This window comes from Paraburkholderia aromaticivorans, from assembly GCF_002278075.1.
Classification (GTDB): Bacteria; Pseudomonadota; Gammaproteobacteria; order Burkholderiales; family Burkholderiaceae; genus Paraburkholderia; species Paraburkholderia aromaticivorans.
On record NZ_CP022989.1, the window covers coordinates 2,500,890 to 2,526,790 of the forward strand.

Below are 25,901 nucleotides of genomic sequence, written 5' to 3' on the forward strand. Positions count from 1 at the left end.
ATAGGCCGTCAAGTGTCCGTCGCAATGTGCGGCCGGGGCGCTGCCATCGACGAGCGCGCAAATGGCGCACTGAGCGGGTGCAGGTCGAGCGGGTCGTAAGCTACAATTGCCGCCAGCTTGAAAAACGGAACGTCAATGAAGATTCGGATTCTCTCTATCGCCTGCGTCACGACCGCTGCGGCGCTGCTAGCGGGCTGTACGGCCGTCTATAAAAATACGGACGCGTGCGAGCAGTTGATGCGAAGCAAGCTGGCGGCCACGTCGCCGGATACGCTGAAGATCGCCCATGCCGGCGCAGGCATCGATGGCGCGCGGGTGGTCGTGGAAGGATCGATCGAGCATGTGGTGGCGCCGGCTTCGGCTTCGGCTTCGGCGCCTTCGGTGGCTGCTGCGGCATCCGCGGCATCCGCGGCTAAAGCGCCGCTTACTGCGTCGGGCGCGCAGGCGGGGTCGGCGGCGACCGTTGGTGCATCGGGCGCATCAGGTGTTTCGGCGGCCGAAGCACTCGCGCGCAAACCTGCCAAACCGCAGAAGATCGTCACGCCAGCGGCCGCCGAGTGTACGTTTCATGGGCCGACGCTGAACGCATTCAATTGGCTCGCACCGGCGAATCTTGTGACCCCTCCCGCTAGCGCGACCGAATAACGCATCGGGCTACGAAGCAAGGCGGGCACGAAGCGAGGCAGGCTGCGACGCAAGGCAGGCCACGAAGCAAGGCAGGCCACGAAGCAAGGCAGGCCACGAAGCAAGGCAGGCTACGACGCAGAGCGGGCTCCGAAACAAGGCCAGCCGCTAAGCAAGGCCAGCCACGTCGAATTCAAACCACGCCGAACTTCAAGCCACCACCTCCTCACGCTGCCGCTGCCTATCGCGCATGAGTCGCAGCACGCATTCACCAAATGCCTGCGGCCGCCCTTCGAAGCAACGCTGTACCGCCTGCGTATCGATAAGACGCTGCCGCAAGGCGCCGCGCTCGGTGTGCGCGTCGATCAGCCGCACGGCTGCGACGATGTAGTCCTCGACACTCTCCGCCGTCGTCCACGCCGGCATGCCCACACGCTCGAACAGCGCGCCGTCGATCCGTTCGAACACCTCCGGCCCGCGTTTGCAGATGCCGGGCAAACCGAGCGTGAGCGCGTCGACGATACCGTTGGTATTGCCAAACGGAAACGGGCTGAGAAAGAGATCGGAGCGATTGACGCGCGCCAGATAATCCGCGTAATCGTGAAAGCCGTGCACGACGGCGTGCGGCAGCGCCTCACGGATCACTTCCCGCATGCGCTCGAGCGGCAAGCCGGCGGGCACGCCGCTCATGAAGTGAAACTCGACCGGCGTCGCGGCGCGCGCGCTGATCTCACGGCACGCTTCGAGAAAGCCGGGATTGAGCTTCATGGCGCTGGCGGTGATGACCACCTCCAGCATTTCACGCGACGGCGGCATTTCGGCGACGATGTCCGGCAGCGCCACCGAAGGCCGGTACGGCTGGCCGTTCTTCGGCAGCTTCAGCAGACGTTCGCTGAAGCACGCGGGATCGCCGACATAATCTTCCTCGACGCTCACGTAGTCGATCTTGTCGGAGTGAGTCGTGGCCGGATGGCCGAGCCCGGCGATCTGCAGCGGCGCGATGCGCAGGTTCGACATGAACACCGTGAGCGCGAACATGCCGACGCTCGGCATATAGAGCACGTCGGGCCGTTCCGTCTCGGCAAAGTCGCGGATCGTTTTCAGGCATTCGCCAATGTATTCCGGCTCCTCCAGTTCGATGAAGCGGTCGAACACCGCACGCCCGATATCGTCGATGGCGTAGCCGAAGCTGAAGGCCACCACCTCGAAATGCTCGCGCGCGGCTTCGAGCGTACGCGAGTGGGTGCGGTAGATCGAATGGGCGCCGCCGAACCACTCCAGCACGACCACCATGAGCGGCTTTTTGCCGCGCTGCTTGCGGTGCTTGGCGCGGGCCGGTTGCGCCGCGGGAAGGTCGGTCAATCCCAATTGGTCCAGCTTGCGGCGCACCAGCGCATTGATGTCGCGTTTGATCTCATGCCGACGCGGCGTGACCGCATAACTGCAGAACATATACGCGTTGTGCAGCAAGGCGGTAGGCAGGTCGTCGAGGTCGTCGATCTGCTGCAATTTGCCAGGAAGCCATTCCATTAGCGCCTCGCGTTTGACATGCGCGCTCGCCGATCCCTTGAAGATGGGCGCCAGCAGCACGAGCGCGAGACAGGCAGCAAGGGATTTGTCGTACGCCCACAGCGCGGCGAAGTTCAGTTCCAGTTCCGATTCGGTGGAATAGAGGACGCAGAGTTTCTCGACGAAGCGGTCGCCGCGCAGAAACTGGGCGTTGTCCTGACCACGCGGATTCAGGTTGCGGGCGACGTGGTCGGCATTGCCGAACGCGGTGGAGGAGAACACCAGTCCGACCCATTCGTGCAGTGTCAGAAGCAGCCTGAAGCACTCGTGCGGCAGCTCGAATGCCGGGTCGGCAAACAGCGTTGATGCCGCGCTGGCGAGGCGCGTGCAGAAGCGCTTGCGTTGCTCGTCAGGCGGAAGATCGGCGATGCCCGAGGCGAGAAAGCGGCCGTCCAGCTTGCCGCGCTTCTGCTGAAGAAGCGCCAGCGCGGCAATGAACTGGATCGAAGCCTTGACATGCTGCCGCGTATAAACGAGCTGCTCGAAGTGGTCGAGCGAAAAAGTGGGATCTTCCATCTGCCGACAATTCCAGGATTTGCATGACTAACTAATTGAAATGGAGTTAGCCGGAAGCGGGAATTATCGCAGTCGGTCGATATCAAATCTGTCCGGTCGATGCATTTAGGAATTTTCGGCGCCGAAAGAAGCCGCTCTTTCAGAATGCGTAGTACGGACCCGGGCCCGCCGATGTTTCGCGCGAGGCGATCGCCGTATAGACGCGTCGTCCGAAGAAGAACGGCAGGCCCCAGCCGAAGCCGCTGCTGGCCACGCCGGCCAGGTTGTTGAAGGCGTTATTCGCCGACGCGAACAGCGCGCTCGAATTGCCGATCGCAAACGACACCATGCTCGACGCGCCATTCGTGCCCGTGATCGCGGCGCTCGCGGCTTGTACCGAAGGCGGGCAGTACCACAAGCCGCATTGCGGCAACTGGCTGTTACTGAAGAAGAGCCCATTCGAGCCGCTGTCGAGATAGCTTTGCGAATAAGTCTGACCGCCGCTCGTGGTGACCACGAAGCCCGTCACCGAATTCGCCTTGAGGACGCGGGCGCCGCCGAGCGTGTTATTCGCCTGGGTGCCGATGCCGAAGATCATCGAACCGGATACGCTGGCCGCGCCGGCGTCGGCGATGGTCGGCAGGTCGATCACCACGCCGTTGTTGTCGAGCGCGAAGCGGCTGACCGGATTGGTGACCTGCTGCGCGAGCGCCTGCGTGCTCGCCTGGCAGGCGCCGCTCGCGTCGCAGCTGTAGTACCAGCGCGGCAGCGCGGCATTCACGCAGCCGCTGCCGCAGTCGGCCGCGAACAGGCCGACGCCGAGTATGCCGTTCGCGCGCAGGCCCGCCACCGTCTGCATGGCGCGGCCGGCGCCCGCGCAGTCGGCGGGCACGGTGGGCAGCGCCGGGTCGGCGATCGTCTGGATCGGAATCGACGCGGCCAGCTGGCCGGCCATGCGCACGTCCGCGCTGCGCACCGCGCCCCATGTGTAGCCGCCGCCGAACACCGCGCACTCGCCGGCGATGCCGCCGCCCGAAGCGATAGCCGCGAGCGGCAGGCTCGCCGGCAGCGCGGAGGCGAGAATCCGCAAACCGTGCGAGCCGGTGTCGACCTGCACGTTGTTTATGGTCGCGCAGTTGGTGGTGTCGGGCTGGCAGACGGTGACGCTCGTCGTCAGCATGTTGCGCGTCAGCCCCGGCGCGCTGGCGACGATGATCGGCTGGACGTTCGGCGTATTCGACTGCGGCACGGAGCCGCTCGTGCCGGTGCTCGAAGCGGCGGGCGGCGCGGCGGCCGACGGCGCGCCGGCAGCGCCCGGACCGCTGCCCGGCGCGGCGGTACCGGGCTGGGAAGTCGCGGACGGCGTGCCGCCGCCGCCTCCGCAAGCCGCGAAAGCGGCGCAGACGAACAGCAGGGCGTGAAGGCGAAGGGCGGATTTCATGGCGTCGTGAGCATGTGTGAAGGCGAAGGCTGGATGCGGTTGCGTCACTGGAAATCGTTGGCGGTGACGCCGGGCGGCAGCGCCGCAGGCAGCCAGGCGCGTCCCACGTAGCCGCGCATCGGGCCGCCGGATTCCACGATCACGTCCGGCCGGGCAACGCGCGAAACGTGCAGATTGCCGTCCGCGGGTGCCGTCCCGGCGCCGGCGCGATACGAGTCGGCATACTTTCCGAGCAGCGCGCGCAGGTCCGGCATGGTTGGCCCTTGCCACGCGTAGGCGATGATCTGGCCGGTGTTGGTGGCGTATTCGTTGATGGTCGTGTTGCCCGCGTCGGTCAGCGTGCGCATGCGCAGCGCTCCGTTCAACACGAGGCGCGGCGCGCTCGCCTTTGTCTCTCCCTGTGCCGGCATGGCGGCGCCCAATTGGGCGCGTGCGTCGGCGCTCAGGTGCGACATGGCCGCCGCCAGTGCGCAGGCGGCGAGGGTAGGGGTGAAGGTGGGCAATGGCATGACGGTCGGTCTCGTGGTTGGTGCTCTCGCAGGCATTTTGAGATGTCCATTTCAAGATATCACCTGGGTTTTCGGACCGTTACCAGAAGCGGCGTCCGACGATTTTTGGGATCTCAAAATTGACTCTGGGGAGAGCCCGGAAAGCGCCGTCGAATCAATGTTCTGACGTGTAGCTACGGTGTGTCTGACAGGCGATTGGGAAATGTGGGCAATTGTTAAATCTGCCGCTTCAGCGCGGGGTCTTCTGGCGCGAAACGGGGCGCCGGCGTCGGCGAAAAGTTGGCCCGGCAAGCGGGCTCCGTCTCCTTCGCAAGGATCGAAACGGGGCCGTTCGGGGCGCCGCGCACGCTGCTCAATTCACGGGCAAACCCGGGTTTTTGCACACAGTGCGCCGGGATCGGTAAAATGTCGGGTTGATCCACGGAAACTTGCCGTGGCGTAGCGGAAGGATTCCCCGAACATGACTGATCTTCGTCTTACCAAGCGGTTTGCAGTAATGCTGATGGCAGGCGGTCTGGTCGCCGGCTGCGGTACTTCGTCGCCGACCAAAATCGACTACAAGAGCGACTCGAAATCGAAGCAGGTGTCACTTGCCGTACCGCCGAACATGATTGATGAGACGGCCGATCAGCGTTCGTTGCCCCCGCAGGGCGGCGAAACCTCGTTGTCCACGCTCAAGCAGGTCCAGGCGCAGGCGCCCTCGGCCAATTCCGTGGTGGTGGTGCCGCCGGTCGCCGGCATGCATATCCAGCGCGACGGCACGGAAAGCTGGCTCGTCATCGACAACAAGGCGCCCGACCAGGCATGGGCGCAAATCCGCCGCTTCTGGCAGGAACAGGGTTTCCTGCTGGTGGTCGACCAGCGCGACAAGGGCGTGATGGAAACCGACTGGAACGAAACGCACGCGCAGATCAACGACGGCCTGATCCGCAGCACGCTGTCCAAGGCCCTGGGCAACAGCTATGTGACCTCGGAGCGCAACAAGTACCGCACCCGTCTCGAAGCGGCGCCCAATGGCGGCACCTACGTGTTCATCAGCCAGAAGGGCATGCGTGAGGCGCTCACCGGCACCAACAACGATTCGAGCACCTGGGTGCCGAAGCCGAACGATCCGGGCCTCGAACAGGAATATCTGAAGCGGCTGCAGGCCGCGCTCGCGCTGGCCGATTCGCGCACGAAGTCGGGTGACACGCAAGGCGCCGACCTGTCGCCGGCCGGTGCCCAGACGGCGCCCAACGCGGCAACGGCGGGCGCCAAGTCGAAGGCTGCGGCCACGGCGGCGCAAAACGTCGCGCTGTCCGCGCAGCAGCCGCTGCCGGATGCGGACTCGGCGAACAATACCCCGGCGCAGTTTTCCTCCACCGAGCTCACGCTCGGCGAGCCGTACGACCGCGCGTGGTTGCGCGTGGGCCTCGCGCTCGACCGCAGCAACTTCACCGTCGACGACCGCGATCTGACCCGCGGCCTGTACTTCGTGCGCTACGTCGACCCGAAGGATATGACCTCGGCGGAACAGGGCTTCTGGAGCCAGGTTTTCCACGGCAAGAAGGAAAAGGTCGCCAAGCAGTATCTCGTGAACGTGCGCGCGGTGACGCCTAACCAGACGCGCGTGGCCGTGGTCGACGACAAGGGCTCGATCGACGAAAGCCCGCAGGCCAAACAGATCATGAGTCTGATGGTCGACCAACTGCACTAAGACTCAGCCAGTTCGAACGCTGTCCGAAACCCGCCCGGAATCGACTCCGGGCGGGTTTTTTTTCGACCATGTGTTTCGCGGCGCGCGGCCCGGAAAAGAACGCTCAGCGTGTGCGCATGTGTTTTGCTTGACTTCCCGAATACCGGTACGAGCCGGACTTCAAAATGGGGGTTGGCCATGTTCGATGTGATGCCTTACTGGATGTGGGCGGCGAGCTTGCTCGTCCTGGCGCTCGTGTGCGGCGCAGCCCTCGATCCGCGTGAATCGCGCCGGCCAACCGGCCTGCGGGTCCGCCACACGGGCGCGCAGCGTACGAAGTGGCCGACGCTTTGAGCCGCCGTCGCTCGCCTTTGAACCGCATCCCGTCTTCCACGGCGGGATGCGGCTCGCGGCCCTCTGTGCGGCCGCATGTAACGTGACGTTACCCCGGTGACGTAACCCTCCGGGCGTTCTTCGCGCTGCGCCCCGCCCATTTTCTCCTGCAGGTAAATCCAATAAGAATCAACCGTTTGCAGGCATTGCCTCCAGTCGTTTAACAAACTGGCACGCAAGCTGCTTTTATACGCTTGTAGAGCCGGATTGGCTCACCCCACGCGGGTTTGCGGCGAATCGTCCACGGCACGATTCGATCAAAGACTCCGGAGCTCCAAAGCAGCATCGGACAACGAACCGATGCTTCGCCCGATGATGGCCTGCGCGCGTGACGTGCGGCCTCGGTGGCCCCGTCGCCTATCCTCGTAGGGCGACGGTTTCGCCCGCACTCCTGTGGAGTGCGGGCTATTTTTTTGTGCTCGGGAGTTGCGGCAGGCGGCTGGATGGCGGGAAGAGTGAGCGTGTCGGCGACGCCGGAAAGCATTCGCGCGATACGAAGGGGCTTCAGGTGTCCGCCCGGCGCGTTCCGATCCACGGCAGACGTTTGATGACGCCGGTGGCCAGCGCGGTGCCGACCAGAATGACGCCGCAGCCTTCCAGCATGCCGGGCGACACGCTTTCGCCGAGAGACAGCGCGCCCCACAGAATGCCGAAGATCGGAATCACGAACGTGACGGTAATGGCGCGCGCCGGTCCGGCCACCGCGATCAGATGGAAGAACAACATATACGCCACGCCGGTACACGCGACGCCGAGCGCGATCACCGCGCCCCATGCGTGCAGCGAGACCGGCGCCGCCGGCCAGTAGATCACGGCGAGCGGCAGCAGCACGATGGTGGCGCCGGTCATGGTGCCGGTAGCGACGGTCAGCGCGTCGACGCCGGTCAGATGCCGCTTGGTGTAGTTTGCCGCGACGCCGTACAGCAGCGTGGCGCCGAGCGCGGCGGCGGCCGCGAGTGCGGTGGTGAGCGGGGTGGCGGCCGTGCCGTTCGGCGCGGCGATCTGATCCCACACAAGCATCAACACGCCGAGAAAGCCGATCGCCAGACCGAGCGTGCGCAGCGCGCTTAACCGGTCGCGTAGCCATAGGAAGCCGACCAGCGCGCCCCAGAGCGGCGTGCTCGCATTGATCACGGAGGTAACTCCCGCCGACAGCGTCAGCTCCGCATACGCGAACAGGCAGAAGGGCGCCGCCGAATTCAGGATGCCGACCACCAGTAGCGGGAAGGCCCGCGTGCGCAGGATGGTCGCGGATTGGCGCAGCGGGCGGCGCGCGATCAGCACGACGGCGAGGAAGGCCGCGCCGATGCCCACGCGCAGCGCCATCAGAGGTGCGACGCCGAAGTCGGTGACGCCGACGCGGATAAACAGGAACGAGGCGCCCCACAGGGCGGCGAGGATCAGCAACTGAAACAGGTTTTTGGCGTTCATCGGAGTGGCGTCGCGCGCGGTTGAGTCGAGACGCCCGCGCATCGTAACAGCGCTATCGTGCGAAACGTTTCAGGCTGGAATGAAACGGCAAGATCCGGGAGATGAAAGGCGTCTGATAGTCGTGATCGTAAGCCCCGCGGCGGCCCGCGCAAAACGAGCAATTCTCACGCTGATGTGAGAAAAATTGCGACAAGGATGTGCGGTGGAGCGCCGGTGTTCAGGCGGGAGAGGGCGCGCGGTCGAAGATCGTGAATTATTTTGCCGACGCCGCTCACTCCGCCGCCGCCTCCATGCGCGCCCAATCCTCTCAACTCAGTGCGGAATCATCCACTGCAGGAAATTCTGCTGCAGCCAGACCAGCACGCCGAGCAGCACCGTCAACAGTATCGAATGCTTGAACGTTTTGGCGAACACCACGCCTTCCTTGCCTTTGAGCTCGGTGGTCGCCACGCCGGTCGAGATGTTTTGCGGCGAGATCATCTTGCCCATCACGCCGCCCGACGAATTCGTCGCCGCCATCAGGATCGGGTTGAGATTCAGCTGGTTGGCCGCCACCACCTGCAGGTTGCCGAACAGCGCGTTGCCCGACGTGTCGCTGCCCGACAGGAACACCGCGACCCAGCCGAGGAACGCCGACACCAGCGGAAAGAACGGTCCGACCGAGGCAACGCCCAGCCCCAGCGTGTACGTGAGCCCCGAGTAGTTCATCAGATAGGCGAGCCCGACGATGGTCGCCACCGTCAGGATGGCGATGCGCGTCTGCACCCACGTGTCGACGATGGCCGCGCCGAACTCGCGCGCGCTCAGACCGACCACGAAGGTGGTGATGAGCGCGGCGACGAGAATCGCGGTGCCGGTGGCGAGCGGCTGAAAGTCCCACACCGCGCCGTACGGCGTGTTGTACAGGGTGATGAAAACGGCTTTGTCGAGGCCGGGCCACGGCACCTTGACGTCGCCGATCAGGAAGATCTTCGCTACCGTCCAGACGATCACCACGACCGACACGATGATCCACGGATACCAGCCCTGGCCGCCGCTGATCTTGCCGCGCACCTCGCCGACACGGTCGATGTTGACCGCGAATTCCGGATCCACCTCGGGCCGCCAGACGCGCAGAAAGGCAATGGTCAGAACGAGCGAGACCATCGACGACAACACGTCGGTCAGGCTGTAGTTCACGAAGTTCGAGGCGACGAACTGCGTCAGCGCGAAGCTCGCCCCCGATACCAGCAGCACCGGCCACACTTTCAGCATGTTGCGAAAGCCCGCGTAGACGCTGATCACATAGAAGGGCAGCAGGAACGCGAAGAACGGCAACTGGCGGCCGACCATCTTGGCGAGCGAATCGGCCGGCAGGTGCGTGACCGCGCCGAGCACGGTGATCGGCACGCCGAGCGCGCCGAAGGCGACCGGCGCGGTATTGAAAATGAGCGTGAAGACGAGCGCCTCCAGCGTGGGAAAACCGAGCAGAATCAGCAACGAACTGGTGATGGCGACCGGCGTGCCGAAGCCGGAAATGCCTTCGAGCAGCGCGCCGAACGAAAAGCCGATCACCACCAGCACGACGCGCCGGTCGTTCGGCAGATTGTCGATCATCCACATCCGAAAGGCCGCGAAGCGGCCCGAGCGCTGCGAGATGTTGTAAAGCAGGATCGCCGCGAACACGATCCACATGACCGGCCAGCAGGCGAATACCGCGCCGGCGAGCACCGAATCGACCGCGAGCCCGACCGGAAACTGCCAGACGAAGATCGCCACGACCAGGCCGACGACGAGGCCCGCGAGCGACGCCTGCCACGCCGGCCGGCGCGCCCAGCCAAGCAGAAGCAGCACGACGATGATCGGTAACGCTGCAACGAGGAACGAGGGCAATAGCGAATTGCCGACAGGGGTGAGTAGTTGATGAAACATCGCGTCTCCTTCTTTTGTTGTTCGCACCCGACGCGGCAGTCCGTTCTACGGGGCGCGTCGCTCTGGCAGGGCGGATGGGCGTCGTCGGCACGCGTGGGACGGGCCGGGTCGCTTTTTTTAAACAGGTACTACGTGCGGCTTTCCCAAGCATAGAGCCCCGCCGGGCCGCGTCAAGCAGAAACTACGGGCTAAGCGCACGAGGACTGCGAGCGCGCGTTGCCCATACGTGAGAAGACGCGCGGGACGCGATGCGGGCGCGCAATGCCGGGTCTGCCATGCAGTCCATCGTGTGAAGTCCATGACGGCAATCGTGCCGGCAGGCCTTAATGCCCATGGCCGTGGCCGTGCCCTCCGCCGTGGCCACCCCAGTAGCCGCCGAAACCGAAGCCGATCGAGACCGATGGTCCATACCAGCCCGGATAGCCGTAATAAGCCGGATAGACCGGCGGCGGATAGTAGACGGGATACGCGGGCGCCACGTAAACGGGAGGGGCGGCGACCGCGTAAGTGGGCGGTGAAGCCTGCTGATCCGCTGGCACCTGCGCCTGTTGCTGCTGGGGCGCTGCGTATGAGCCGTCCTGGTTCAAGGGCACGGCCTGTTGCGTGGCGGAAGCGGGTACGGTGCCGTAGTACGGGTAATAGCCGGCTGGATAGTACCCGTATGGGTAATAGCAACCGGACAGCGTGAGCGCACACACCACCCCGCCGAGCACCAAGCCGGCGTGCGAAAGAGGGGGAATGGAACACCTGGAAGATCGCAGCGGCAGCCACTGGCCGATCGCGCGCACCTTAGGGATGAGGCGGGACTTCATGACGCGCTCCTGAATGAATCGAACGCCGCCAATGGGGCGTCACAGCACCAGCTTACGCTGCTGCGACGCCAGCAGGATTGCAAAACGGTAACGGCTTATTTCACCTCATTGCGCACCTCATCGCGACGCCAGGCGCGAGGCGCATGAAGTGTCGCGCGCCGCTTCAGGTACGGCGCATCCGGCGGTTCGAGGGTCGAGCATCGCGCGACCCTCGTCTACGTCATGTCCGGCATCGCGTGAAGTTGCCGTCCGACTGACATCCCCCGATTACTTGCCCACCTGATTGCCGATAATGCCGCCGGCCGCCGCGCCGCCGATCGTCGACAGTGCATTGCCGCCGATCGCCGCGCCCGCCGCGCCGCCGAGACCCGCGCCGATGGCCGTGTCGCGACCTTGCCGGCTCATGCCTTCGCACGCGGAAAGGCTTACCACGACTGCCACGATGGCCGCGAGCGTGCCGATTTGACGAATCGTTTTCATGATGCTGACTCCAGTAGTGTTGTAGTAGGAACTAGTCACTTTTCTTGCATTTGATGTTATCGCCGCAGCCCGTATCCGGATGTATGCGCTTGTCAGCGAACTGACGGTTTCGTAATCAAATGTTTCCCTCGCTTCAGCATGCGGCGTGCCTGGCTTACACAAACGCAAAAGCCCGCCAGTGGCGGGCTTCATGCTGCAATGCAGTGGTCTGGCGGATCGGGTGGCGGATCGAAGCGCACGTGAAAACGTTCGATCCGCCTCCAATCTTATTGCCGCTGATAAATCTCAGCGCCGTTCTTCATGAACTCGATCGACTTCACTTCCATGCCTTTCTTCAGCGCTTCGTCATCGGTCACGCCTTGTTGGGCGGCGAATTCGCGCACGTCCTGCGTGATTTTCATCGAGCAGAAGTGCGGGCCGCACATCGAGCAGAAATGCGCGACCTTGGCCGAGTCCTTCGGCAGCGTTTCGTCGTGGAATTCGCGCGCCTTGTCCGGGTCGAGACCGAGGTTGAACTGGTCTTCCCAACGGAATTCGAAGCGCGCTTTCGACAGCGCGTTGTCACGCACCTGCGCGCCCGGATGGCCCTTCGCCAGATCGGCGGCGTGCGCGGCGAGCTTGTAGGTGATGATGCCGGTCTTGACGTCGTCCTTGTTCGGCAGCCCAAGGTGTTCCTTCGGCGTGACGTAGCACAGCATGGCCGTGCCGAACCAGCCGATCATCGCCGCACCGATACCCGACGTGATGTGGTCGTAGCCCGGCGCGATGTCCGTCGTCAACGGTCCCAGCGTGTAGAACGGCGCTTCGTCGCACCATTCCAGTTGCAGGTCCATGTTTTCCTTGATGAGCTGCATCGGCACGTGGCCCGGGCCTTCGATCATGGTCTGCACGTCGTGCTTCCACGCGATCTGCGTGAGTTCGCCGAGCGTCTTCAGCTCGCCGAGCTGCGCCTCGTCGTTGGCGTCGTAGATCGAGCCGGGGCGCAGGCCGTCGCCGAGCGAGAAGGCCACGTCATAGGCCTTCATGATTTCGCAGATGTCTTCGAAATGCTCGTACAGGAAGCTTTCCTTGTGGTGAGCCAGACACCACTTGGCCATGATCGAGCCGCCGCGCGAGACGATGCCCGTCATGCGTTTGGCCGTGAGCGGCACGTATTGCAGACGCACGCCCGCGTGAATCGTGAAGTAGTCGACGCCCTGTTCGGCCTGTTCGATGAGGGTGTCGCGGAAGATTTCCCACGTCAGGTCTTCGGCCTTGCCGTTGACCTTTTCCAGCGCCTGATAGATCGGCACCGTGCCGATCGGCACCGGGCTGTTGCGGATGATCCACTCGCGCGTTTCGTGAATGTGCTTGCCGGTGGACAGGTCCATCACCGTGTCGCCGCCCCAGCGGATCGCCCACGTCATCTTGTCGACTTCCTCGCCGATCGAGGACGTCACCGCCGAATTGCCGATATTCGCATTCACCTTCACGAGGAAGTTGCGGCCGATGATCATCGGTTCGCTTTCCGGGTGATTGATGTTGTTCGGGATGATCGCGCGGCCGCGCGCCACTTCCTCGCGCACGAATTCCGGCGTGATTTCGGTGAGGCCGTTCGGACCGAACGCGCTCGCGCCGAACGCCTGCCCCGGGTGCTGGCGGCCCATCATCGCGGCGAGCTTTTCGCCGTTCGGGCCGCTCGTCTTGAGGCTTTCCAGATACTCGGCGCGGCGCTGGTTCTCGCGAATCGCGATGTACTCCATTTCCGGCGTGATGATGCCTCGACGCGCGTAGTGCATCTGCGAGACGTTCTTGCCGGCGATCGCGCGGCGCGGCGTGCGGTGCAGGCCCTGGAAGCGCAGTTCGGCGGTCGCCGTGTCGGCCGCGCGTTCGCGGCTGAAGTCGCTCGACAGGCCCGTCAGCGCCTCGGTGTCGCCGCGCTCTTCGATCCACGCCTGACGCAGCGCCGGCAGACCGGCGCGGATGTCGATTGTGGCGTCCGGATCCGAGTAGGGGCCCGACGTGTCGTACACGTAGACCGGCGGATTCTTCTCGCCGCCGAAGCTGTCGGGCGTGTCGGCCTGCGAGATTTCGCGCATCGGCACGCGGATGTCGGGACGCGAGCCGGTCACGTAGACCTTGCGGGAATTCGGCAGCGGCGCGACGGCGGCTTCGTCGACGTGAGCGTCGGCGGAAAGGAACTTCGGATTGGCGTTCATGCGTATCTCCTTTGCAAAGCTATGTGGGGCGGCTAAGCAGGAGACGAGATGGAAGTTGTCGGAATTCGCGAGAGGTGAGGCGATAAGGCTGGGGTGCGAAATCCGTACGCTTCCCTGCGCTGGCATTATCCAGATCAGGTTCAAAGGGTATTTCTCACCCGCGCAACACGGACCTCCAACCTCCGTGCGACGCAGGACCCCCGCGTTAGCAGCGCACACGATACACCGGCCGCACACCGCTTGGCAACCCGTCCTGAAACATCGGATGGCGGATATCGGTGCGGCAGGGCAGGCGGCGTGGCCGGCTCCAGGGGGAGCTCAAGAAGCCGCGCGGCACGTTTTGCTACGCCTTTGCGCTGTGCTTACAGCGTGAAATTGTCGGCGGCTTCGGGTTGAAACAGGATCTTTTCCAGCTTCAGCACTTTTTCCGTGCCGCTCGGCGGCGTGAAGCGGATGCGCTCGCCGCGTTTGGCGCCAAGCAACGCGAGGCCGGCGGGCGAGAACACGTTCAGGCGGCCGTGCGCGAAGTCCGCATTCGGCGGATAGACCACGGTCCAGGTCATGTGCTCGCCGCTGGTTTCGTCGACCAGCGTGGCTTGCGAATTCATCGTGACGACATTGGCCGGAATCTCGTGCGAGTCGACGATCACGGCGCGTTCCAGCACGTCGTCGAGCATGTCCTGGAAACGCGCTTCGGCGCCGGGCGCGGCTGCGTGCTTCTCCAGACGGGCGACGTCGAGCTCGGTCAGGTAACAGGTTTTCGTCTTTTTCACGATGGGTACTCCAATTCGATCTGCATGTAGGGAAACAGCGTGCGGATGAGATCGGCCCGGAGCCCGACAACGCGGCTCAGGCAATGGAGCGAGCAGCGTTAGATCGGGCGCCGGGCGGCGTGGAGCGGGAGCGTTCGGGACGGCTCGCCGGCGCGATGCGGCATGAACTGCACGCGCGCGCGACCGGTTGCGCGGCGGGGGCGCAAGCGGCAGAAGGCACGGGAAGTCGGAAAACGCATCGAGGTAGCCGGTGGGTAGCGAGAGAGGGTGAGGCGGGCGGCGCAGTATCGGGGCGCGGGTGCGCTGCATGGGCCCAATAGAAAGCTGAATGTTAGCACGCGCCCGCTGTCTCCCGACTTTAGCACAGGGCGGGGTGTCGCTCGACTCGGCGCCCGGGATGACCCGCTCGAAACGTGGCGCCCGCCGCCGGCAGACCGCTTGCGCCGTGGTCGAGCCTGCTGGCCGCGTGCCGGAACGTTATGGATACCGAATCATGAGCGGTTCCGTCGGCAATCAGCCCAACCGGCCGGCCAGAGACGCGAGCGGGAAACGATCCGGCGCCATTCGGGCCGGCTCGCACCGAAGCGGGATCGCCCGGCGCATAGGTTCGACGCATTCCGCGGGCACCGAGGCGGCGCGGATCCGGCCAGACGCCCCCGGGTTTTTTGTTGCAAGTACGCCGAAAAGTTACGATTCTTTCAAGCGACGCGGTGGGCGCTTACTGCATAATGCGATGCGCGCCCACCATTTGGCGCGTGTTCGCCGTGGCTCGATTGCCTTCGACCGCTGCGGCGTTGTGGCTCACTGGCCATCTATCGTCCTTCCGTTCCACCATCATGTCCGCCAGCCTCGCCCTTCAGACCGTATCGCCGATGCGGTGTCCGCCATCCCGTTTCAGGGTCTTCAGCGGGGGCGCCGCGCCTCGAGCGGCATGGGCGGGTTGAACGCATGTCGCTGCAACTCCCAAGCCGTTTTCCGCGTGGTCTTCCGCTCCGTTTGCCGCAATCCCGCAACGGCCAGCTCGCGCTCGCGCTCGCCGTCGTCTATCTCGTGTGGGGTTCGACCTATCTCGCCGTGCACGTCGCGCTGGGTTCGTTTCCGCCGCTGCTGCTCTCGGGGCTGCGCAATCTGTTCGCCGGCGTAGGGCTCTTCATTTTCGCGGCGCGCCGCAATCCGGTCTGGCCGGGCGCCGCCGAAATCCGCAATGCGGGGCTCGTCGGCACGATGCTGGTCGGTTTGTCGAGCGGCATGCTCGCCTATGGAATGCGCACCGTCGGCACCGGCACCGCGGCGGTGATGGTCGCCACCGTGCCGCTGTTCGCGACGGTGATCGCGGCGGTGGCGGGGCGCAAGATCGGCCGCGGCGAGTGGTTCGCGGTCGGCCTCGGTCTGGTCGGCATTGCGATTCTCAGTCACGGCGACAGCACGCCGGGCTCGGCCGGCGGCAGCCTGGCGATTCTGTGCGGCGCGCTTTTCTGGGCGGGCGGCGCGCATCTGGCCGGGCGGCTGAAGCTGCCCTCGGACCTGTTTCTCTCGACGTCGTTGCAAATCGGTCTGGGCGGCGCGATGTCGACCCTCGTCGCGTGGGCCTCGGGCGAGCGGATGCTCGAGGTGCATGTGCTGCCGGTGCTGGCGTTCATCTACCTGATGCTGATCGGCACGATGGCCGCTTACGTCGCGTACGGCTTTCTGATCCGGCACACCAGTCCGATCATTGCCAGCAGTTGCATGTACGTGAACCCGGTGGTGGCCGTGGTGCTCGGTGCGCTGCTGCTCGGCGAGCCGGTGACCCGCTCCACGGTGATCGCAACCATCGTCATTCTGGCGAGCGTGGGGCTGTCGTTCTGGTTCGACTACCGGAACAAGCGGCTCGCCTGAGTCCGGCCTCGCTGTGCGCCTCGAATCTGCTTGCAGCCGAGCGCCGGCGGGCCGCTACGCTCACAGCGCCGCGGCCACTTCCGCGCCTTCGCGAATCGCGCGTTTCGCATCCAGTTCGGTCGCGACCCTGGCCCCGCCGATCACGTGATAACGCGGCCCGTCGGCACGACTCGCTTCGGCCGCCACCGTCTGCGGATGCAGATCGCGCAGCGACTCCTGCCCCGCGCACACGACGATCGTATCCACGTCGAGCCACTCTTCGACGCCTTCACGCGCGATCTTCAGCCCGCGCTCCGCGATTTCCCGATACGACACGCCACCGAGCATCTTCACGCCGTTCCTTGCCAGCGTCGCGCGATGCACCCAGCCGGAGGTCTTGCCGAGCCCCATGCCGAGCTTGCCGGCCTTGCGTTGCAACAGCCATATTTGCCGCGGCGGTCGCGCCGGGGCGGGCGGTTTCAGCCCACCGCGTTCCCGCACGGCAAGATCGACCCCCCATTCGTCGAGCCATGCGTCGCGCGGCATCGGCAGTGGGTCGCCAGCGCGATGCAGCAAAAACTCGCTGACGTCGAAGCCGATGCCGCCCGCGCCGATCACCGCGACGCGCTCACCGACCGGCGCGCCGCGCAACACGTCCACGTACGACAGCACGTTCGCCGCGTCGATGCCGGCAATCGCCGGCCGCCGCGGCACGATGCCGGTGGCGACGATCACGTCGTCATAAGCGCCGGCGGCCAGCAGCGCGGCATCGACGCGCGTGCCGAGCCGCACGTCCACGTGGTGGCGCTGCAACTGGCTCTGAAAATAGCGGATCGTTTCGCTGAACTCTTCCTTGCCGGGCACGCGCATCGCCAGATTGAACTGGCCGCCGATCGCTGCGCTCGCATCGAACAGCGTCACGCGATGCCCGCGCGCGGCCGCCACGGTCGCCGCCGACAATCCCGCCGGCCCCGCGCCGACCACGGCGACCGAACGCGCGGCCTGCTGAGCGGCGACGGGCCGGTAGACGAGTTCGGTTTCGCGTCCCGCGCGCGGATTGACGAGACATGTTGCGCGCTGGTTCTTGAACGTGTGATCGAGGCAGGCCTGATTGCAGGCGACACAGGTGTTGATTTCGTGCGTGCGCCCCTCGGCGGTCTTCAGCACGAACTCGGGGTCGGCCAGTAGCGGCCGCGCCATGGATACCAGATCGCCGGCTCCCTGTGCGAGCAGTTCTTCGGCGACGTCGGGCGTATTGATGCGGTTCGACACGATCACCGGCACCTTCACGGCGGCCTTCAGGCGCGCGCTCAGCGCAGCGAAGGCGGCGCGCGGCACCGAGGTCACGATGGTCGGCACCCGCGCTTCGTGCCAGCCGATGCCGGTGTTGAACATCGTCGCACCGGCCGCTTCGAGCGCCTGGGCGACCTGCACGGTTTCGTCCCACGTGTTGCCGCCATCCACCAGATCGATCAGCGAGATCCGGTACACGACGATAAAGCGCTCGCCACACACGGCGCGCACCCGCTCGACGATCTCGCGCGCGAGCCGCATGCGGTTTTCGATGCTGCCGCCGTACGCGTCGGTGCGCCGGTTGGTGCGCGGGCACAGGAACTGGTTGAGCAGATAGCCTTCGCTGCCCATGATCTCGACGCCGTCGTAGCCCGCGCGTTGAGCGAGCCGCGCGCAGCGCGCGTAATCGCGCACGGTCTTCGCAATGCCGGCGATGCTCAGCGCGCGCGGCTTGAACTTCGAGATCGGCGATTTGATCGCCGAGGCCGATACGACGAACGGCTGATACCCGTAGCGGCCCGCATGCAGGATCTGCAGCGCGATCTTGCCGCCTTCGGCGTGCACGGCTTCGGTCAGTTGCCGGTGATTGCGCAGATCGAAGACGGAATTCAGCGTGCCGCCGAACGGCAACAGCCAGCCCTCGCGATTCGGCGAAATCCCGCCCGTCACGATCAGACCGACACCGCCCTTCGCGCGCTCGCGGAAGTACGCGGCCAGCTTCGGGTAATTCCAGAAGCGGTCTTCCATGCCCGTGTGCATCGAACCCATCACCACGCGGTTGCGCAAGCGGGTGAAGCCGAGGTCGAGTTCGGCGAGTAAGTGGTGGTAAGACATGGGAAGGATCGTGTAAGTATTGGATGCGCACGAACGATACACCGCGCCGCGTGCCAACCCTCCGAGGAAAAATTCTAATCCTCGCAACTCGTTGCTCCGTAAGACATTCTTCAGCCGCCACCCGCCATGCCGAAGCCCGCGGCACACGCATTGCTCGAAACGAGCGTCCATCGACACGGACCGCGCCGCTCGACCAGAAGGCGCGATGTGCGGCAGGGATAGGAGGGGGTGCTCCGCTTCGGAGAGCCGGCCTGAAACCGTTCCAATGACCAACGAACAAGGTTTCAGACGGCGTGTTGTCCGAAGCGGGACGTCCACAAATCAATGGGCCGAGAGCCCGACAACATCGATAGGTGAACATAATGAAACTGATCCGAACCATGGTGGCAATGGCTGCAGTTGCAACCATTCTGAGCGCGTGTGGCGGCGGTTCCGACGACGTGGGCAAGGAACTCGGGCTGACCAATCCGGAGATCCACTTCATTCATGCCATTCCCAGTGGCCCGGCAGTCGACTTTCTCGTGAACGGCAGCGCGCCCTCGGGTCAGACGAACATCAACTATAAAGGCGTGACGAACTTCACCAATATCAACACCGGCGCCACGACCGTCGCTTATTCGGCGACCGGCTCGACGACGGCGCTCGCGAGCGGCAACTTTCCGGACGTCGCGAAGGGCCACGAATACACCGTGCTTGCTTTGCCGGGCCTCGCCGCACCGGACATCGGCCTGATCGACGATCCGTTCGACAAGGGTCTGCTCTCGAATAGCGCGCGCGTGCGCGGCTTCAATGCGTCGGCGAACGCGACCAATCTCGACCTGTATCTGGTCCAGTCCACCGCCACCGACATTACCAATGTCGGGCCGACCATGGCCGGCGTGGCATTCAAGAACGCGGTGCCGGCGAGCGGCCAGGATTCGATCTACGTGTCCGGCGGCACGTACGTGCTGATCGCGACCGCGGCCGGCAGCAAGACGCCGATCTTCCAGTCGCCGGCGTTCACGTTGTCGAACAACGCCGACTGGCTGGTGACGTCGGTGCCGATCGCGGGTGCGCTGAGCCAGCTCGTGCCGGGCCAGATTCATCTGCTGGTTGCACAGAACGGCAATACGCAGACGCCGAGCGTCGAATTGACGAACACGCTCACGGGCCAATAAGCGTGAGCTAAAGTGCGCTGACATAAGCGCCCGCAAGCGGCGCTTGCACCAGGCACATGCATTCAGCGACACGTCCTGGGGAGGACGGAGCGGCGATCCACGCGAGTGGATCGCCGTTTTGTTTGCGGCTTCGATGCGTGGTGGTAGCGACCGCCGTGACGGATGCATTGGTACAGCTGATCCCTGCGTGCAGGAAGGGCGCCGCACGCCGTCCTCGACCCTCCAACCTTCACCCAAAAAGAAGCCCGCCGAGGTTTCCCGCGGCGGGCTTTCATGAACCCCCATGCCCGGCGCTACGGAGCGCGAGGCGTCGGCTTCTTGCGAGCTGCTTACTTGGCCTGTTCGGCCGAGTTCGTGATGGCATTGCCACCCTTCGAAATATCCTGCCCAGCCCCCGCCATCGTGTTGCAACCGGCGAGCGCAGCTGTCCCTGCAATGAGAAGCAAAGCGATCAGTCGATTCATGAGAGTTCTCCTTGTCGAGAATGCATCGGTTGACGTGCCCGTGTTCCACGGCACGCGCTAGCTGAGCTAGCTGTCGTCCGACCGGGGCTTACGCCAGTCGATCCGGTCTGATTGCATGGTAAAAAAAGGGCGGGGGCGGCGCTGTCGGCTGGGCTGCGATTTTCTTGTAGGTGTGCTCCGGTGTTTGCGTCGGCGCACTCCTACAAGGCTGAACGCGGCGGTTCTTCCGTCTTGGCTAGACGGGCGTTCGCGAGGGCGTGGCCGGCGGCAGATCGACCGAAGGCGTTGCCGTGCTGACGCTCGGCATCTCCACGTGGATGTCGGTGCCGTTGGGCACGCCGCGCCGGATATCGAAGCGGCCGCCATGCGCCGCGACGCGCTGGCGCATGCCCAACAGGCCATGAGTGTGGGTGCGCTTCAGATCGGCCGGCATGATGCCGACGCCGTTATCGGCGATATGCAGCGCCACCTGGCCGTCGCCCACCTGCAAGGCGATCGACACCTTCGAGGCGCGAGCGTATTTGGCGGCGTTGGTGAGCGACTCCTGCGCGACGCGGAACAGCGCGATCTCGGTTTGCTCGTCGAGCTTGATGTCGTCGGCGGGCAGGTGCAGCTCGAGCGTCCAGTTGTTGCGCTGCGCGGCTTCGTCGGCGAGGGTGCGCAAGGCGGTGACGAGCCCGAAGTTCGCGAGCACCGTGGGCCGCATGTCTTCGATGATGCGGCGCTTGAGCGCAATGCCCTGGTCGAGATTCGCGAGCGCCCGCTTGAGTTTCTCGGAGATGTCGGGCGCGCTGTCCTTCAGCTTGCGGTTGGCCCATGCCACGTCCATCTTGCTCGCGGTCAGAATCGCGCCGAGTTCGTCGTGCAGCTCGCGCGCGAGCTGGGTCTTTTCGTTTTCGCTGACCGCCTGCAGGTGCCAGCCGAGCGCTTCGAGCTGACGGGTGCGTTCGTTGACGAGCTGGTCCAGTCCTTCCTGTTGTGTGATCAATTGACGCTGCACGCGCGCCTGACGATCGATCTGAATGCCGAGATTGCGAAACAGCAGGATGAACAGCACGATGTTCAGCGCCGACAGACCCGCCGCACATAACGTGGAGATGCGCTGATCGCCGCGGCTCGCGGCGAGCGCGTGCTGCGCGCGGCGCTCCTCGTTGTCGCGCAGCAGCGTGAGGGTGCTGTCCACCAGCGACGCGTCGGCCGGACTGGCTTCGCTTGCGCTGCCGCAGGTGGCCAGATCGAGCGGATGGGGCGCCGCGTGCTGCAGCGCGGATGCGCCCGCGCCGATACGCGCCTCGATCAGCGCGAGAATCTGCGTGAAGCTGGCGAGTTCCGCGCTGTCCGCTTTGCCGCCGCGGTAGAAGCGGTTCAACTGCTGCTCGCTCTGACGGATGCGTACCGCGGTTGCGCAGAAATCGCGCGCGGCGGCGTCCTGCTTCGTCAGAAGAAAATCGCTTTGCTGCGCGCTCAGACGCGATAGCTGGCTGGCGAGGATGCTCAGCTGCACGGTGACCTCGCGCGCTTCGAGGGCGGTTTCGTATTCGGCGGCAATGCGCTGGCGCGCGGTCTCGAGAATCACGAGGCCGCCCACGGTAATCACGATCGCCACCGTCATGGCAATCGCCCAGCTGCGATTGCGCATCCACTCGCTCAGCCGGCTGGCGGCCCCAAGGGTGGGCGCGTTCGGCACGTTCTGCACATCCGGCATTTCGGCTCCTCTGATGGGGCATCAGTGTAACGTCCGCCGGCCGCGGCGACGCGGCGAGCAGCGCGCCGCCATGGCCGCTGCCGCGGCGCAACACGGCGCCCCCGCGTGGCCTGCGCGCTCACCATAACGCAGCCGTAATCCAATGTCAGCGGATTCTCACACGAAAACCGGCGTGCGTCGGAATGCGCCCGCCGTCGCTGATCGATAGCATGGACCTGATCGTTCAATCCATGTTTCGGAGGAAGCCATCATGCTGAAATGGGCGTTGTTCTTCGCCGTCGTCGCGGTGATCGCCGGTCTTCTTGGCTTTACCGGCGTTGCGGCGGGCGCGGCGGCGATTGCCAAGTTCCTGTTCGTCGTGTTCGTGATTCTGTGCGTCGTATTCCTCGTGCTGGGCTTCGTCGTGACGAAAAAGATCGTCGATTAGCGTGGCTCGACGAGGAGTTCGCAAGCCGAGTCTGTGAATGTGGCAGACGGTCCGCCAGTCAATGCATGAGGCCGATGCCGCGCAGATACCAACAAGAAGGAGAGTCGCCATGCTTCACTATGCCATCGTTTTTTTCGTGATCGCGATCATCGCCGCCGTGTTCGGTTTTACCGGAATCGCAGCCGGGGCGGCTGAAATTGCCAAGATCCTGTTCTACATTTTCCTGGTCGTGTTTGTGGTCACGCTGTTGCTGGGCGTGTTCCGAACGTAGACGGGCGCTGATTCGCAGCCCTCGTTCCTTGTGCCGGCGCATCAGGCGCGATTCGTGCGTGATGCGCAGTTCCCCCCAATACCGGATAAAGGAGAATTTCAATGTCGAAGTCACCTGGCGCCCAGGGCGCGGCCACTCAGTCCCGCGACCCGTTCGTGATGGATCTCGCCAAGATTCGCGAAGACGCCCGCAAGCACATGTCGGACGGCCCGGTCACGCAAAGCTATGGCGCGGACCGCGAGACGGTGTTGAAACTGTGCAATGACGCACTGGCTACCGAAATCGTGTGTGTACTGCGCTACAAGCGGCATCACTTCATGGCGAAGGGCATCAATTCCGAGGCTGTGGCCGCGGAGTTCGCCGAACATGCGGCCGAGGAGCAGGAACACGCCGACCGCATCGCCGAGCGCATCGTGCAACTGGGCGGCGCACCCGATTTCGCACCGGACGGTTTGAAGACGCGCTCGCATTCGGAATACAAGGAAGGCAGCAGCCTCACGGACATGATCAAGGAGAATCTGATCGCCGAGCGGATCGCGATCGACACCTACCGCGAGATCATTCGCTATCTCGGCGACAAGGACGTGACGACACGCCGTATGTTCGAAGAGATTCTCGCTGTCGAAGAAGAGCACGCCGACGATATGGCGGATCTGCTCGAAGGCCGCGAGTAAGCGGGAGGGCGCAGCGGGCACGGGTGAGGCTGACGCGTGTCCCGCGCCGGCATGCGCCGCCAGGTTTTTCGATTCCGGCAGACGCCGTGCTGGAGATCATTACAATGTCTGCCTGGAGCAATTCCATTGCACGGACACCATACCGATGATTCGAGTGTTGATAGCTGACGACCATGCGATCGTCCGAGGCGGCTTCAGGCAGTTCGTCGCTGACGAGCCGGATATGTGCGTCGCCGCCGAAGCGGCCACCGGCGACGAAACCATCAGCCTCGTGCGCGAGCAGGCGTTCGACGTGGTGTTGCTCGATATCGCGATGCCGGACAAGAACGGCATCGACACCTTGCGTGTGATCAAGCAGGTGCGCCCGGAGCAGGGCGTGCTGATTCTGTCGGGCTACCCGGAGAGCCAGTACGCGATCAACCTGCTGCGCGCGGGCGCGAACGGCTATCTGAACAAGGATTGCGAACCCGAGGAGATCGTGCGGGCCATTCGCTCAGTGGCGCGCGGGCACCGTTACCTCTCCGAGGCGGTCGCGGACGCGCTCGCCGACAATCTCGACAAGCCGGCCGCCGGGCGCCCGCACGAAGCGCTGTCCGAGCGCGAGTTCCAGATTTTCTGCAAGCTCGCGGCAGGGCGGATTCCCACTGAGATTGCGGAGGAATTGCATTTGTCCGTGAAGACGGTGAGTACCTACCGGACCCGCGTACTGGAAAAAATGCATCTGGCGAACAACGCCGATCTGACTTATTACGCGATCAAGAACGGCTTGATCGAATAATGGACGATCGAGATATTCCGATGAACAGCGAATCGAACCCTGTCGCCGATCAAGCCCGCCACGCGCCGTTGCGTGTGCTGCTGATCGAGGATTCGCCGCTGATTCGCAGGAGCCTCGTGGAAGCGATCGACGCCTCCGGCCTGCTTAAGGTGGCCGCATACGCGGATTCGGCGGATCAGGCGATCGCTCTGTTGAGCGACGAGCCCTTCGACGCGGTCATCGTAGACCTGCAGTTGAAGCAGGGCTCGGGCGTGCCGGTGTTGGCGTACTTGCAGCGCGAGAGATTGATCGACCGGGTCTTCGCCGCGGTACTGACCAATCATGCGTTGCCCGCGTACCGCGAGCGCTGCGAGCAATATGGCGTGCGCCACTTTTACGACAAGTCGTTCGAATTCGACCGGGTGATCGACGCGCTGCACGACTATGCGTCTGCGCGAAGCGGCCAATGAGCGCTGCGCGCGCTCAAGGCGCTGACTCTCGCTTCGCGCTTGCGGCAAGCGCCAGATGGTTCCACGCCGCCAGCCCGGTGAACCCGAGCCCGGCCGCGCTCACGCCGAGCCATCCAAACGCCGGCCACACCACGGCGCCTACGCCGGAGCCGAGTGCTCCGCCAATGAAATACGCCACCATATAGACCGTATTCACGCGGCTGCGCGCGTCCGGCTTGAGTGCGTAAATGCGCGACTGATTGGAAATCTGCGCGGCCTGCACGCCGATATCCAGCACGATCACGCCGACCACGAGGCCCGCGATGCTTCTCGCCGAGGCGCCGAACACCACGAACGAAATCGCCACCAGCACGATCGACACGGTAATGATCGCGCGTGGTCCGCGTCGATCGGAAAACTTGCCGGCGAGCGGCGCGGCCATCGCGCCCGCCGCGCCGACGATACCGAATAGCCCCGCGGCCTGCGGTCCGAGATGAAACGGCGCGCCGGCCAGCAGCAAGGCCAGCACCGACCAGAAAATGCTGAACGCCGCGAACAGGGACGCCCCCGTCAGCGACGCTTCGCGCAGCGCGCGATGTTCGACCACCAGATGCCACATCGACACCAGCAGCTTGCCGTAGGGCAGCGTCGAGGTCGGCTGGCTCTTTGGCAGACGCAAAATGATGACCACCGCGAGCGCCAGCAACGCGACCACGGACGCGCCGAATACCGCGCGCCAGCCGAAATATTCGGCGATCACGCCCGAGGCCGTTCGCGCCAGCAAGATCCCCAGCAGCAGACCGCTCATCACCGTGCCGACCGCGTGGCCGCGTTCGACCGGCGGCGCGAGTTCCGCCGCGAACGGCACCGCTTGCTGCGCGATGGTGGCGAGCACGCCGATCGCCAGGCTCGCGACGATCAGCACGGCCAGCGTCGGCGCCGCGGCGGCGGCGACCAGCGCGACACAAATGCCCGCGATCTGCAGCAGGATCAAAAGGCGGCGATCGAAGCGGTCGCCGAGCGGCGCGAGCAATAGCATGCCGGCCGCGTAGCCGAGTTGCGTGACGGCCGGCACCGCGCCGACCCACGACGCGCTGTGCGCAAACGTCTGCCGGAAATCGTCGAGCAGCGGCTGGTTGTAATAGATGTTCGCAACCGCGACCCCCGCGATCGTGGCGAGCAGAAGCAGCAGGCCGCGCAGCGACCGGTCGGCGGAAGCGGGAGTGGACGCGTTGGAAGTGGACATGAGAGAGGGCGATTGACGGACCGGCCCATGCACGGTCCTCAAGCGTGCCGATCATACCGGAGCACGGCGGATCGTGCTGACGGCCGCGAGCGCGCACAGGCGCCGCGCCCAAGCCATTGGAAAGGGCTTCGCGGACAACATGAGAGGGTTGTTCGCGGCGAGTTCGTAGAATCGGCGCGCCTTTTCCGACCGATCACGACTGGACCGACGCCATGGCCTCGACCAAGAAACATGAACCTCGACGCATCGGCGGCTTGCTGCTCGTCGCCTTGATCTGCGTTGCCGCCTGGGTCGTCCATACGGCAAATGTGATGCGCGAACCGCTGAAGCTGATGCTCGAATGGGCGCTGCTGGCCGGGTTCGTGCGGCGTGAAACGCATGGCTGGTATCGCGCCGTGATCGCGATGGTCGGCTGCGATGTCATCGCCGGCGCGTGCACGAGACCTTGATTCGCGC

General features: G+C 64.6%; 26 protein-coding genes and 1 riboswitch. Of the genes, 12 read left to right on the plus strand and 14 right to left on the minus strand.

The genetic code is table 11. The features are described from left to right. Positions 1-135: 135 nt before the first annotated feature. The gene (locus CJU94_RS11475) at positions 136-645 is read left to right on the plus strand and encodes a hypothetical protein (RefSeq protein ID WP_095418786.1); all 510 of its coding nucleotides are present in this window, start codon (positions 136-138) and stop codon (positions 643-645) included. A 189-nt stretch (positions 646-834) separates the two neighbouring features. On the opposite strand, the gene CJU94_RS11480 is transcribed toward CJU94_RS11475, so the two are convergent. Both CJU94_RS11480 and CJU94_RS11485 read right to left on the minus strand, forming a co-directional pair. Next, entirely contained in the window at positions 835-2,709 is a 1,875-nt protein-coding gene (locus CJU94_RS11480) for a glycosyl transferase family 1 (protein WP_095418787.1), read from the minus strand. A gap of 139 nt (positions 2,710-2,848) precedes the next feature. Continuing rightward, complete coding sequence (locus tag CJU94_RS11485) at positions 2,849-3,901, minus strand: DUF3443 domain-containing protein (RefSeq protein ID WP_244220955.1); 1,053 nt, start codon at positions 3,899-3,901, stop codon at positions 2,849-2,851. Between CJU94_RS11485 and CJU94_RS41750 the strand changes: the two genes are divergently transcribed. Further along, the gene (locus CJU94_RS41750; RefSeq protein ID WP_244220980.1) at positions 3,813-4,109 is read left to right on the plus strand and encodes a hypothetical protein; all 297 of its coding nucleotides are present in this window, start codon (positions 3,813-3,815) and stop codon (positions 4,107-4,109) included. The genes CJU94_RS11485 and CJU94_RS41750 overlap by 89 nt on opposite strands. Positions 4,110-4,173: 64 nt before the next feature. Here the strand turns inward: CJU94_RS41750 and CJU94_RS11490 are convergent, their stop codons facing one another. Beyond that, positions 4,174-4,638 carry a DUF2844 domain-containing protein gene (locus CJU94_RS11490; RefSeq protein ID WP_095418788.1) on the minus strand — a complete coding sequence of 155 codons (465 nt, stop codon included), beginning with the start codon at positions 4,636-4,638 and terminating at the stop codon, positions 4,174-4,176. 215 nt (positions 4,639-4,853) lie between these two features. Next, the gene (locus CJU94_RS40825) at positions 4,854-5,060 is read right to left on the minus strand and encodes a hypothetical protein (protein ID WP_157763736.1); all 207 of its coding nucleotides are present in this window, start codon (positions 5,058-5,060) and stop codon (positions 4,854-4,856) included. 38 nt (positions 5,061-5,098) lie between these two features. Here CJU94_RS40825 and bamC point away from each other — a divergent pair, with 38 nt between their 5' ends. Then, entirely contained in the window at positions 5,099-6,334 is a 1,236-nt protein-coding gene (gene bamC, locus CJU94_RS11495; RefSeq protein WP_095418789.1) for an outer membrane protein assembly factor BamC, read from the plus strand. Between the two features lie 177 nt (positions 6,335-6,511). Continuing rightward, a complete protein-coding gene (locus CJU94_RS41390) occupies positions 6,512-6,667 on the plus strand; it encodes a hypothetical protein (protein WP_167397528.1) in 156 nt (51 codons plus the stop codon). Between the two features lie 543 nt (positions 6,668-7,210). Here the strand turns inward: CJU94_RS41390 and CJU94_RS11500 are convergent. From CJU94_RS11500 to CJU94_RS11525, 6 genes are all read right to left on the minus strand, one after another. Continuing rightward, positions 7,211-8,137, minus strand: coding sequence for a DMT family transporter (locus CJU94_RS11500; protein WP_095420308.1), 927 nt, complete (start codon positions 8,135-8,137; stop codon positions 7,211-7,213). Between the two features lie 312 nt (positions 8,138-8,449). Further along, positions 8,450-10,048: an L-lactate permease gene (locus CJU94_RS11505; protein WP_095418790.1), complete on the minus strand. Its 1,599-nt coding sequence runs from the start codon at positions 10,046-10,048 to the stop codon at positions 8,450-8,452. A 323-nt stretch (positions 10,049-10,371) separates the two neighbouring features. After that, complete coding sequence (locus tag CJU94_RS11510; protein ID WP_095418791.1) at positions 10,372-10,860, minus strand: hypothetical protein; 489 nt, start codon at positions 10,858-10,860, stop codon at positions 10,372-10,374. Positions 10,861-11,127: 267 nt separating this feature from the next. Then, positions 11,128-11,340, minus strand: coding sequence for a glycine zipper 2TM domain-containing protein (locus CJU94_RS11515; protein WP_095418792.1), 213 nt, complete (start codon positions 11,338-11,340; stop codon positions 11,128-11,130). A 266-nt stretch (positions 11,341-11,606) separates the two neighbouring features. Further along, positions 11,607-13,538, minus strand: coding sequence for a phosphomethylpyrimidine synthase ThiC (gene thiC, locus CJU94_RS11520; protein ID WP_095418793.1), 1,932 nt, complete (start codon positions 13,536-13,538; stop codon positions 11,607-11,609). A gap of 93 nt (positions 13,539-13,631) precedes the next feature. Next, positions 13,632-13,750, minus strand: a riboswitch (TPP riboswitch). Between the two features lie 150 nt (positions 13,751-13,900). Further along, a complete protein-coding gene (locus tag CJU94_RS11525) occupies positions 13,901-14,311 on the minus strand; it encodes a GreA/GreB family elongation factor (RefSeq protein WP_208645311.1) in 411 nt (136 codons plus the stop codon). A 948-nt stretch (positions 14,312-15,259) separates the two neighbouring features. On the opposite strand from CJU94_RS11525, the gene CJU94_RS11530 reads away from it, so the two are divergent. Further along, positions 15,260-16,189, plus strand: coding sequence for an EamA family transporter (locus CJU94_RS11530; protein WP_095418794.1), 930 nt, complete (start codon positions 15,260-15,262; stop codon positions 16,187-16,189). 60 nt (positions 16,190-16,249) lie between these two features. Here CJU94_RS11530 and CJU94_RS11535 read toward each other — a convergent pair whose 3' ends face one another. Then, positions 16,250-18,295, minus strand: a complete 2,046-nt coding sequence (locus CJU94_RS11535; RefSeq protein WP_095418795.1) for an NADPH-dependent 2,4-dienoyl-CoA reductase — start codon at positions 18,293-18,295, stop codon at positions 16,250-16,252. 362 nt (positions 18,296-18,657) lie between these two features. Here CJU94_RS11535 and CJU94_RS11540 point away from each other — a divergent pair, with 362 nt between their 5' ends. Beyond that, positions 18,658-19,452 carry a DUF4397 domain-containing protein gene (locus tag CJU94_RS11540; protein ID WP_095418796.1) on the plus strand — a complete coding sequence of 265 codons (795 nt, stop codon included), beginning with the start codon at positions 18,658-18,660 and terminating at the stop codon, positions 19,450-19,452. A 329-nt stretch (positions 19,453-19,781) separates the two neighbouring features. On the opposite strand, the gene CJU94_RS11545 is transcribed toward CJU94_RS11540, so the two are convergent. Beyond that, positions 19,782-19,916: an entericidin A/B family lipoprotein gene (locus CJU94_RS11545; protein ID WP_012433647.1), complete on the minus strand. Its 135-nt coding sequence runs from the start codon at positions 19,914-19,916 to the stop codon at positions 19,782-19,784. Between the two features lie 235 nt (positions 19,917-20,151). Beyond that, positions 20,152-21,621: a sensor histidine kinase gene (locus CJU94_RS11550; RefSeq protein ID WP_095418797.1), complete on the minus strand. Its 1,470-nt coding sequence runs from the start codon at positions 21,619-21,621 to the stop codon at positions 20,152-20,154. Positions 21,622-21,871: 250 nt separating this feature from the next. On the opposite strand from CJU94_RS11550, the gene CJU94_RS11555 reads away from it, so the two are divergent. The 5 genes from CJU94_RS11555 to CJU94_RS11575 all read left to right on the plus strand — a co-directional run bounded on the left by CJU94_RS11555 (position 21,872) and on the right by CJU94_RS11575 (position 24,220). Then, positions 21,872-22,048 (plus strand): DUF1328 domain-containing protein, encoded by a 177-nt coding sequence (locus CJU94_RS11555; RefSeq protein WP_095418798.1) that lies wholly within the window; start codon positions 21,872-21,874, stop codon positions 22,046-22,048. A 109-nt stretch (positions 22,049-22,157) separates the two neighbouring features. Then, on the plus strand, positions 22,158-22,319 hold the full coding sequence (locus CJU94_RS11560) for a DUF1328 domain-containing protein (RefSeq protein ID WP_006052455.1): 162 nt from the start codon (positions 22,158-22,160) through the stop codon (positions 22,317-22,319). 101 nt (positions 22,320-22,420) lie between these two features. Continuing rightward, complete coding sequence (locus CJU94_RS11565; RefSeq protein ID WP_095418799.1) at positions 22,421-22,993, plus strand: ferritin-like domain-containing protein; 573 nt, start codon at positions 22,421-22,423, stop codon at positions 22,991-22,993. A gap of 145 nt (positions 22,994-23,138) precedes the next feature. Continuing rightward, complete coding sequence (locus tag CJU94_RS11570) at positions 23,139-23,771, plus strand: response regulator (RefSeq protein ID WP_095418800.1); 633 nt, start codon at positions 23,139-23,141, stop codon at positions 23,769-23,771. 20 nt (positions 23,772-23,791) lie between these two features. After that, the gene (locus tag CJU94_RS11575) at positions 23,792-24,220 is read left to right on the plus strand and encodes a response regulator (protein WP_095420310.1); all 429 of its coding nucleotides are present in this window, start codon (positions 23,792-23,794) and stop codon (positions 24,218-24,220) included. A gap of 13 nt (positions 24,221-24,233) precedes the next feature. On the opposite strand, the gene CJU94_RS11580 is transcribed toward CJU94_RS11575, so the two are convergent. Next, positions 24,234-25,445 carry an MFS transporter gene (locus tag CJU94_RS11580; RefSeq protein WP_095418801.1) on the minus strand — a complete coding sequence of 404 codons (1,212 nt, stop codon included), beginning with the start codon at positions 25,443-25,445 and terminating at the stop codon, positions 24,234-24,236. Between the two features lie 212 nt (positions 25,446-25,657). Here CJU94_RS11580 and CJU94_RS11585 point away from each other — a divergent pair, with 212 nt between their 5' ends. After that, a complete protein-coding gene (locus CJU94_RS11585) occupies positions 25,658-25,894 on the plus strand; it encodes a DUF2569 family protein (protein WP_341868342.1) in 237 nt (78 codons plus the stop codon). The last annotated feature ends 7 nt before the right edge of the window (positions 25,895-25,901 follow it).